General features: G+C 71.5%; 8 protein-coding genes. 6 read left to right on the top strand and 2 right to left on the bottom strand.

The genetic code is table 11. From position 1 onward, the window contains the following. Window positions 1-78 precede the first annotated feature (78 nt). The 6 genes from ruvB (at window position 79) to DZG00_RS08340 (ending at window position 7,265) form a co-directional block, all read left to right on the top strand. Window positions 79-1,158, top strand: coding sequence for a Holliday junction branch migration DNA helicase RuvB (ruvB, locus tag DZG00_RS08365; RefSeq protein ID WP_119455526.1), 1,080 nt, complete (start codon window positions 79-81; stop codon window positions 1,156-1,158). A gap of 76 nt (window positions 1,159-1,234) precedes the next feature. After that, on the top strand, window positions 1,235-1,618 hold the full coding sequence (gene yajC / locus DZG00_RS08360) for a preprotein translocase subunit YajC (protein ID WP_233549031.1): 384 nt from the start codon (window positions 1,235-1,237) through the stop codon (window positions 1,616-1,618). 129 nt (window positions 1,619-1,747) lie between these two features. Next, complete coding sequence (secD, locus tag DZG00_RS08355) at window positions 1,748-3,568, top strand: protein translocase subunit SecD (RefSeq protein WP_119381902.1); 1,821 nt, start codon at window positions 1,748-1,750, stop codon at window positions 3,566-3,568. Continuing rightward, window positions 3,568-4,578, top strand: coding sequence for a protein translocase subunit SecF (secF, locus tag DZG00_RS08350; protein WP_119381903.1), 1,011 nt, complete (start codon window positions 3,568-3,570; stop codon window positions 4,576-4,578). The genes secD and secF overlap by 1 nt, the downstream gene beginning before the upstream one ends. Next, entirely contained in the window at window positions 4,575-4,934 is a 360-nt protein-coding gene (locus tag DZG00_RS08345; RefSeq protein ID WP_119381904.1) for a rhodanese-like domain-containing protein, read from the top strand. The genes secF and DZG00_RS08345 overlap by 4 nt, the downstream gene beginning before the upstream one ends. An 81-nt stretch (window positions 4,935-5,015) precedes the next feature. After that, window positions 5,016-7,265, top strand: coding sequence for a RelA/SpoT family protein (locus DZG00_RS08340; RefSeq protein WP_119381905.1), 2,250 nt, complete (start codon window positions 5,016-5,018; stop codon window positions 7,263-7,265). Here DZG00_RS08340 and DZG00_RS08335 read toward each other — a convergent pair. Both DZG00_RS08335 and DZG00_RS08330 read right to left on the bottom strand, forming a co-directional pair. Further along, the gene (locus DZG00_RS08335) at window positions 7,252-7,860 is read right to left on the bottom strand and encodes a type IV toxin-antitoxin system AbiEi family antitoxin (RefSeq protein WP_119381906.1); all 609 of its coding nucleotides are present in this window, start codon (window positions 7,858-7,860) and stop codon (window positions 7,252-7,254) included. The two genes, DZG00_RS08340 and DZG00_RS08335, sit on opposite strands and share 14 nt — an antisense overlap. A 93-nt stretch (window positions 7,861-7,953) precedes the next feature. After that, window positions 7,954-9,186 (bottom strand): DUF349 domain-containing protein, encoded by a 1,233-nt coding sequence (locus DZG00_RS08330; protein ID WP_119381907.1) that lies wholly within the window; start codon window positions 9,184-9,186, stop codon window positions 7,954-7,956. Window positions 9,187-9,507: the final 321 nt, after the last annotated feature.

The raw sequence follows: 9,507 nt of genomic DNA, 5'->3' as shown, positions 1-9,507 counted from the left end.
CCTCCTGCGCGTCGCGCTCGGGATGCTCGGGCCGCAGCAGCCCGCGGGCGCGTCGCCGGCCGGCCAGGCGGCGGACCGGTGAGCGGCCTCGCGCACGGTGACGCGTCGAGCCCCGTCCCCGAGTCCGACGCGGAGCTCGCGTTCGAGGGGGCGCTCCGCCCGCGGTCGCTGTCCGAGTTCGTCGGGCAGGTCAAGGTGCGCGGCCAGCTGGAGCTGCTGCTCACCGCGGCGGCCATGCAGAACCGGTCGCCCGACCACATACTGCTCGCGGGTCCGCCCGGGCTCGGCAAGACGACGCTCGCCATGATCGTGGCCGAGGAGAGCCGCCGCCCGCTGCGCCTCACGAGCGGCCCGGCGATCCAGCACGCAGGCGATCTGGCGGCTGTGCTGTCGGCGCTGGTGCCGGGCGAGATCCTCTTCATCGACGAGATCCACCGCATGGCCCGCTCCGCCGAGGAGATGCTCTACCTCGCGATGGAGGACTTCCGCATCGACATCATGGTGGGCAAGGGCGCGGGTGCGACCTCCATCCCGCTGGAGCTGTCGCCCTTCACCCTGGTGGGCGCGACGACGCGCTCGGGCATGCTGCCGAGCCCGCTCCGCGACCGCTTCGGCTTCACCGCGCACCTCGAGTTCTACGAGACGCAAGAGCTGGAGCAGGTGATCCAGCGGGCCGCCGGCATGCTGCACCTGGAGATCGAGCACGAGGCCGTCGCCGAGATCGCGGGACGCTGCCGGGGGACGCCGCGGATCGCGAACCGCCTGCTGCGCCGGGTCCGCGACTACGCGCTCGTGCACGGGACCGAGGCCGGCCTCGAGTCGGTGCGCGCCGCCCTCGAGCTCTACGACGTGGATCCGCTCGGCCTCGACCGCCTCGACCGCGCCGTCATGCGCGGCATCCTCACGCGCTTCGGCGGCGGACCCGTCGGTCTCAACACCCTGGCCGTGTCGGTGGGGGAGGAGGCGGAGACGATCGAGTCGGTCGTCGAGCCGTTCCTCGTCCGCATCGGGCTGGTGACGCGCACGCCGCGCGGCCGGGTCGCGACGCCGGCCGCGTGGGAGCACTTCGGCCTCGAGCCGCCCGCCCTGCAGGGCGCCCCCGCCCGTGCGTCGGGTGCCGCGGGCGCCGCCGGGGCCCTCTTCGGCGATGAACTATGATTCAAGCTGGCCTCCCGCGGAACGTCGCCGGTTCGTCGTGTCCGTCACCCCCCAGCATCTGAAAGGCCCGTCCCGCATGGACCCGTTCACCTTGATCATGTTCGCCGTCCTGGCGCTGCTCATCTTCTTCATGTTCCGCAACAGCCGGAAGCGACAGAAGGACCTCGCCGCGCTGCAGACCCAGATGGTCCCCGGTGCCGAGGTCATGACGGCGTCCGGCATCTACGGCACGCTCGTCTCGTTCGACGAGGAGAACAACCTCGCCTACCTCGAGGTCTCGCCCGGCACCGTGCTGAAGCTGCACCGCCAGACGATCGCCCGGGTCGTCGAGCCCACCGTCGCCGACGACGCCTCCGTCCTGGTGGACGACGCGCCCGCCGCGGACGTGGTCGACGAGACCGGCACCGGCGACGCGACGCGACGCCTCGACGACGGCGACGCCCCCACCGCGCGCTCCTGATCCTCCGGGCGGGCGGCCACCGGCCGCCCGCCCCTTCCCGGGCGACTCCCCGCCCGGACCCGCTCCCCCCTCCATCCGGGGCGCCGCGCGGATCCCGCCGGCCCACCGTGAAGAAAGTCGAGTGTCCAGGTGGCCAAGTCGCCCACACCGGTACGCAAGGCCAGGCGCAAGCTCATCTGGCTGCTGGTCATCATCGGCCTCCTCGCCGGCGGCAACGCCGCCAGCGTGGCGTTCAGCAACGGGTCCTGGACCCCGAAGCTGGCGCTCGACCTCGAGGGCGGCACGCAGATCATCCTGGCGCCGCAGCTCGACGGGGCGTCCTCCGGGCCCACGAGCGAGCAGCTCGCCCAGGCGGTCTCGATCATCCGCCAGCGCGTCGACGCCAGCGGGGTCTCCGAGGCGGAGATCACCACGCAGGGCGGCAGCAACATCGTCGTGAGCCTGCCCGGCGAGCCCGACGCGGCCACCATGCAGCGCCTCCAGTCCTCCGCGAAGCTCGAGCTGCGCCCCGTGCTCATCGGCGCGGCCGGCACCGCGTCGGTCGCCCCGACCCCGACGCCCACCGACGGATCGGCTCCGGCCGACGGCACGACGCCCACCGACGGATCCACCCCCGCGGCGGAGACCCCCGCGGCCGAGGCGACCCCCGACCCCTCCACCCTCTCGGACGAGCCGACCGCGGAGCCCACCGGCCCGAGCGACGTCTCGTGGGTCACCCCGCGCCTCCAGGCCGAGTTCGCCGCCTACGACTGCGCGACCGCCCCCGAGAGCGACGGGCAGGCGGCCCCCGCCGACCGCGCGATCATCGCGTGCTCCGACGACGGCGCCGCCAAGTACGTGCTCGGCCCGGTCGAGGTCGACGGCAGCACGATCTCCGACGCCACCAGCGGCCTGCAGCAGTCCAGCCAGGGCGTCAGCACCGGCACCTGGTCGGTCAACCTGGTCTTCGACGGCGACGGCACCCAGCAGTTCGGCGACATGTCCACGCGCCTCATCACGCTCGAGTCGCCGCGCAACCAGTTCGCGTTCGTGCTGGACAACGAGGTCATCTCGGCTCCCGTCACGCAGGGCGTCGTCACGAACGGGAAGCCGTCCATCACGGGCAACTTCACGCAGGAGAGCGCGAAGGCGCTGGCCGACCAGCTCAAGTTCGGCGCCCTGCCGCTCAGCTTCACGCTGCAGAGCTCGGACGTGATCTCGGCGACGCTCGGCTCCTCGCAGCTCACCAGCGGCCTGATCGCGGGCCTCATCGGCCTCGTGCTCGTGGTGCTCTACTCGCTCGTCCAATACCGGGCGCTCGGGATGGTCACCATCGCCTCGCTCGTGATCGCCGCCGTCATCACGTACCTGCTCATCACGCTGCTCAGCTGGCGGGAGGGGTACCGGCTGTCGCTCGCCGGGGTGGCGGGGCTCATCGTGGCCATCGGCATCACGGCGGACTCGTTCATCGTCTACTTCGAACGCATCAAGGACGAGCTGCGCGACGGCCGCGGCCTCGTCTCCTCGGTCGAGCAGGGGTGGAAGCGCGCGCTGCGCACGATCATCGCGTCCGACACGGTCAACTTCCTCGCGGCCGCGGTGCTGTTCATCCTCGCGGTCGGCAACGTGAAGGGCTTCGCCCTCACGCTGGGGCTCACGACGATCATCGACCTCATCGTCGTGTCGCTCTTCACGCACCCGATCCTGCAGCTGCTCGCGAACCGGCGGTTCTTCGCGGAGGGCCACCGCATGAGCGGGCTCGACCCGCGGGCGCTCGGCGCGGTGTACCGCGGGCGCGCCACGTTCCGCACGCCCACCGCACCGTCGGGGCGCAACGCCGCCGCGGCCAAGGAGGCGGCGCGTCGGCAGACCATCGCCGAGCGCAAGGCCGCGCAGGGCCAGGCGGCCGGATCCACGAAGACCGCGACGATCGACGCGCCGCGGGCCGACGACACGAGCAGGGACGACTGATGGCTGGCTTCTCCGAGTTCGGCAACGACCTCTACACGGGCAAGCGCTCGTTCGACATCGTCGGGCGCCGCCGCCTCTGGTACGCCATCGCGGCCGTCTGCATCCTGATCTCGATCCTGGGCCCGCTGCTGCGCGGCGGCTTCACGTTCGGCATCGAGTTCACGGGCGGATCCGAGTACACGGTGAGCGGGGTGCAGTCGCAGTCGCAGGACATCGCGAGCGACGCGGTCGCCACCGTGACGCCGGTGCCGGCGCGCGTCTCGTCCGTCGGGAGCGACGCCATCCGCGTGCAGACCGACCAGCTCCAGCCCGAGGACAGCACCGCGGTCCGCCAAGCGCTCGCGACCGCGTACGGCGTCGAGACGTCCAGCGTCACCGAGTCCTTCATCGGGCCGTCGTGGGGCCAGGACATCACCCGCCAGGCGCTCTGGGGCCTCGTGGTCTTCCTCGCGCTGGCCGCTGTGGTCATGTCGGTCTACTTCCGCACGTGGAAGATGTCGGTGGCGGCGATCATCGCCCTCCTGCACGACCTCGTCCTCACCGCGGGCATCTACGGCATCACGGGCTTCGAGGTCACGCCCGCGGCGGTCATCGGCTTCCTCACGATCCTCGGGTACTCGCTCTACGACACCGTGGTGGTGTTCGACAAGATCCGCGAGAACACCGCGGAGGATGGACAGGAGTCGAGACGCACCTTCGGCCAGTCGGTCAACCTCGCCGTCAACCAGACGCTGGTGCGCTCGATCAACACGTCGATCGTCGCGATCCTCCCGGTCGGCTCGATCCTGTTCATCGGCGCCGTCGTGCTCGGGGCGGGGACGCTGCGTGACATCGCGCTGTCGCTGTTCATCGGCATCATCGTGGGCACCTACTCGACGATCTTCATCGCGGCACCCCTCTACGCGCACCTCCGCGAGGGCGAGCCGAAGGTGAAGCGCGGGGACGCGCTGGCCGCGTCGGCCGCGAGCCGTGCCCAGGCCGAGCGCGCCGCCGTGACGGTGGAGTCGTGACCAGCGCGCAGGGCGCCGGCGTGCCCGAGGACCTCGACGCCGCCACGGCGAAGGCCCGCACGGCGACGGGCGAGTCCTGGCTGCTCGACGTGCGCGAGCCCGAGGAGTGGGAGGCCGGCCACTCGGCCGTAGCCCACCACATCCCGATGGGCGAGCTCGAGGCCCGAGCCGGGGAGATCCCGGCGGACCAGCACATCGCGGTCGTCTGCCGGTCCGGTCACCGGTCGGCCATCGCCACCCAGGCGCTCCTGCGCGGCGGGTTCGCGGCGTCCAACGTCACGGGCGGCATGCACGCGTGGTCCGAGATGGGCGGCGACGTCGTCACCGACGACGGGCAGCCCGGCCGCATCGCCTGACCCGCTCCCGGCCACCCGTGGTCGGGAGCTCTCCAGCGCGGTGATAATTTGATCTCCAGCACACGCCTGGGAGGCTGAACGATGACGGAGACGACCTCGAGCACGGCTTCCCTCCGGCGCCTGGTGCCCCGCCTCTTCTCCCGCGCCCAGCCGGCGGGTGCCGTCGAGCAGCTCATCCGCACCGCGCGCCTGCACCACCCCAAGGCCGACATGAGCCTCATCGAGCGGGCCTACGCCGTCGCCGAGCGGGCGCACGAGGGCCAGAAGCGCAAGAGCGGCGAGCCGTACATCACCCACCCGGTCGCGGTGGCGCAGATCCTCGCGGACCTCGGCATAGGCCCCAAGACCCTCGCGGCGGCGCTCCTCCACGACACCGTCGAGGACACCGAGTACACGCTCGACATGCTCCGCCACGACTTCGGCGACGAGATCGCCATGCTCGTCGACGGCGTCACCAAGCTCGACAAGCTCAAGTACGGCGACAGCGCCCAGGCGGAGACCGTGCGGAAGATGGTCGTCGCGATGTCGAAGGACATCCGCGTCCTCGTCGTCAAGCTCGCCGACCGCCTGCACAACGCGCGCACGTGGGGCTTCGTCGAGTCCGCGTCCGCGGAGCGGAAGGCCAAGGAGACCCTCGAGATCTACGCGCCGCTCGCGCACCGCCTCGGCATCTCGACCATCAAGTGGGAGCTCGAGGACCTGTCGTTCGCGGTGCTCTACCCGAAGATCTACGTCGAGATCGAGAACCTCGTGAAGCAGCGCACCCCGCAGCGCGAGGAGTTCGTGCAGCAGGTGATCGACAGCGTCAACGACGACCTGCGCGCCGCGAAGATCCGCGGCAAGGTGGCCGGCCGGCCGAAGCAGTACTACTCGATCTACCAGAAGATGGTCGTGCGCGGCCGCGAGTTCGACGAGATCTACGACCTCGTGGGGATCCGCGTGCTGGTCGACTCGCTGCGCGACTGCTACGCCGTGCTCGGTGCGATCCATGCCCGCTGGACGCCGGTGCCCGGCCGCTTCAAGGACTACATCGCCACGCCGAAGTTCAACCTGTACCAGTCGCTGCACACCACGGTCATCGGGCCGAAGGGCCGACCGGTGGAGATCCAGATCCGCACGCACGAGATGCACCAGCGCGCCGAGTTCGGCGTGGCCGCGCACTGGAAGTACAAGGAGCGCATGAACGGCGGGCGCACCACGGAGCTGTCGCCGCAGGGTGACACCGACCTCGCCTGGCTCGCCCACATCTCCGACTGGCAGTCCGAGACGGCGGATCCCGGGGAGTTCCTCGACTCGCTGCGCTTCGAGATCGGCGCGAAGGAGGTCTACGTCTTCACGCCGCACGGGAAGGTCATCGGGCTGCCCGCCGGCGGCACTCCCGTGGACTTCGCCTACGCCGTGCACACGGACGTCGGCCACCGCACCATGGGCGCGAAGGTGAACGGGCGGCTCGTGCCGCTCGAGAACCCGCTCACCACGGGGGACGTGGTCGAGGTCTTCACGTCGAAGAACCCCGACAGCGGTCCGAGCAAGGACTGGCTCGCGTTCGTGAAGAGCGCCCGCGCGCGCAACAAGATCAAGCAGTGGTTCACCAAGGAGCGGCGCGAGGAGGCGATCGAGCAGGGCAAGGACGCCATCGCCCGCGCCATGCGCAAGCAGAACCTGCCTCTGCAGAAGCTCATGAACCAGGACGCGTTCTCGGACGTGGCGCAGAGCATGAAGTACGACGACGTCGCGGCGCTGTACGCCGCCGTCGGCGAGGGCCACGTCTCCACGCAGTCGGTGATCGAGAAGGTGCTCTCGTCCATCCAGGGCGACAGCGGCGGGGAGGCCGAGGAGGTCTTCGCCGTCACGCAGCGCTCGCGCGTGTCGCGGAACAGCGACTCCGGCGTGCTCGTGCGGGGAGCGCCCGACATCCTCGTGAAGCTCGCCAAGTGCTGCACGCCCGTGCCCGGCGACGAGATCATCGGCTTCGTGACGCGGGGTGCCGGCGTCTCCGTTCACCAGGCCAACTGCCACAACGTCGACTCGCTGCGCGCCGAGCCCGACCGCATGATCGAGGTGGAGTGGGCTCCGTCGTCCAAGAGCCTGTTCCTCGTCCACATCCAGGTCGAGGCGCTCGACCGGTCCGGACTCCTCAGCGACGTCACGCGCGTGCTCTCGGAGCACCACGTGAACATCCTGTCGGCGTCCGTCTCCACCTCGTCGAACCGGCTGGCCATCAGCCGCTTCGTCTTCGAGATGGGTGACGTGACGCACCTGGACCGCGTGCTCAACGCGGTGCGCCGCATAGACGCCGTGTACGACGTCTACCGCGTCAACGGGGGCTGACGGGATCCGCTGCCGGCCCTCCGGCTGAGGGGTCCGACGGCGCATCGCGACGGTCCAGCGCATCGAGCCGCGCCATCGAACGGCGCTTGTCGGGCAGCGCTCCGCAGCCGGCGAGGTGCTCTCGGGCCGCGGTCGTCGTGACCCCGGGCAGCGCCAGCAGGCCGAGGCAGGCGGCCTCGTGTCGCGGCGTGAAGTCGGCGACCGTGCGGGTGATGTCGCAGAGCGTCCGAAGCGGCGTGGTGACCCGGAGGCCCGCGAGGACCACGGTGTCGCGCTCGTCGAGGACCACCTCGCGGATGCGCACGTTCCGCAGCGCCGGCGGATGGCAGCGCGCGACGCTGTCGACGCAGTACTCGTGCGTGCGCGGCGGCATGCGCACGGCGCCGTGCACCCATGCCGCCGTCGACCGCTCGGCGATGAGACGCGACGGGACCTGCGCGGCCAGCGCCGCTGCGCGCAGCCAGGGCGAGGCGAGCTCGTCGACGGGGGAGTAGCAGGCGTCGACCTCGTACACCTCGCCGTCGAGGCGGGCGGAGCAGAGCTCGGCGAGCGGGAGGTCGAGGACGGACAGGACGGGGGCGAGACGCGGGGACATGCGCGCACCATGCCATCGCGCTCGGCCTCACGGACGACGGCCCGGGATCCTGTGGAGGATCCCGGGCCGTCGTCGTCCTGCGGAGGGGACGGGCTACGAGCCGAGCGCGTCCAGCCAGACGCGGCGGGCGGCCAGGGCCTCCTCCGCGTCCTTGATGCGTCGTGCGTCGCCGTCGGCCTTGGCAGCGTCGAGCTCGCGCTGGAGCTTGTCGATGGCGGCGCCGAGCTGCGAGGCGAGCCCCTCGGATCGCGCCTTCGTCTCCGGGTTGTTCTTGCGCCAGAACTCCTCGTCGAGGGTGCGGACGTGGGTCTCCACCTTGCGGAGGCGGTCCTCGACGGTCTTGACGCTGTCCCGCGGCACGCGCCCGATGGCGTCCCACCGGAGCTGGACGGCGGTGAGCTTGTCGCGCGCGGCCGTGCGCTCCGTGATCTGGAGGATGGGCTCGGCCTCGTCGAGGAGGGCGAGCTTGGCCTGCAGGTTGGCCTGCTGCTCCTCGTCGTCGGCGGCGTCGACCTCGGCCTTGGCGCCGTACAACACGTCGCCCGCAGCCTTGAACTGGGCCCACAGCGCGTCGTCGTAGCGCTTGCCCGCGCGTCCGGCGAGCTTCCACTCGTCGAGGAGGCGGCGGTAGGCGGGGATGCCGCCGACGCCCTGCGGCTCGAGCGCCCTGGCCTGCTCGACGATGGCCTGCTTCTTCGAGCGGGCGTCCTTGTGGGCGTTGTCGAGCTCGGCGAAGAACGCCTTGCGCTCGGTGTCGATGGTGGAGCGCGCCGTGCGGAAGCGCTTCCAGAGCTCGTTGGCGTCGTTCTTCGGGAGGCGCGGACCCGTCTGCTGGTGCTGCTGCCAGCGGCCGAACAGGGCGTCGACCTCGGCGGTCAGCTGCTTCCACTGGACCTTCGAGAAGTCCTGGTTCGCGAGCCGCTCGGTCTCCTCGACGATGACGGTGCGCTCCGCGATCGCGGCCTGCACCAGCTGCCGCTGCTCCTCGCCCTGCTTCTCGGTGAGCTGGCCGACGGTGGCGGCCAGGACGTCGAGCCGCGTGCGGAGGGCGGCGAGGTCGCCCACGGCGTTCGCGCCGTCGACGGCCTCGATGAGGTGCGCGACGGCCTTCGACACGTCGGCCGCCGGGGCGCCGCGCTTCGCGCGCTGCTCCAGGAGCGTCACCTGGCCCGCGAGGTCGGTGAACTTGCGCTGGAAGTAGGCCAGCGCCTCCTCGGGGGTCCCGTCGGGGTACTGGCCGACGGCGCGCTCGCCGTCGCCCTCGCGCAGGAAGACGGTGCCCGTCTCGTCGACGCGGCCCCAGGGGGTCTGATCGTTGTCAGCCACGGATGCTCACCTTGTTCGTAGGACCGGCCGGACCGGTGCGGAGACGTGCACGTCAGCCTAGAGCACGCCTCCGGGGCGGGATCGTCCCGCGACGGGCGCCGGCTGACCCTCCGATCATGCCCGAGGCGGGGGCGCGGTCGCTCGGTCCTGACGCGACGAGCTGCGGCTGGTGAGGGTGCCGTAAGAGGAGCGGAAGCCCGGATCGCGGCTCAGGGGGACGGGGCGACGTCCGGTGTCGCGGGCGCGGGATCCGTCGGTGTCGCGGGTGCGCTGGGCGACGGCGCCGGGGCCGGGGCCGGCGCGCCGGGTCCGGACTCGTAC

The sequence above is a fragment of the Clavibacter lycopersici genome, from assembly GCF_003576405.1.
In the GTDB taxonomy this organism is placed as follows: Bacteria; Actinomycetota; Actinomycetes; order Actinomycetales; family Microbacteriaceae; genus Clavibacter; species Clavibacter lycopersici.
The sequence above is the reverse complement of the archived record's forward strand: the minus strand, read 5'-3'. Positions and strand labels throughout refer to the sequence as shown.

What these genes read in the sequence shown, in the direction of transcription:
- DZG00_RS08340 (WP_119381905.1), top strand. Translation starts at nt 5,016, where the DNA reads ATGACGGAGACGACCTCGAGCACGGCTTCCCTCCGGCGCCTGGTGCCC.
- DZG00_RS08335 (WP_119381906.1), bottom strand. Translation starts at nt 7,860, where the DNA reads ATGTCCCCGCGTCTCGCCCCCGTCCTGTCCGTCCTCGACCTCCCGCTC.
- secF (WP_119381903.1), top strand. Translation starts at nt 3,568, where the DNA reads ATGGCTGGCTTCTCCGAGTTCGGCAACGACCTCTACACGGGCAAGCGC.
- yajC (WP_233549031.1), top strand. Translation starts at nt 1,235, where the DNA reads ATGGACCCGTTCACCTTGATCATGTTCGCCGTCCTGGCGCTGCTCATC.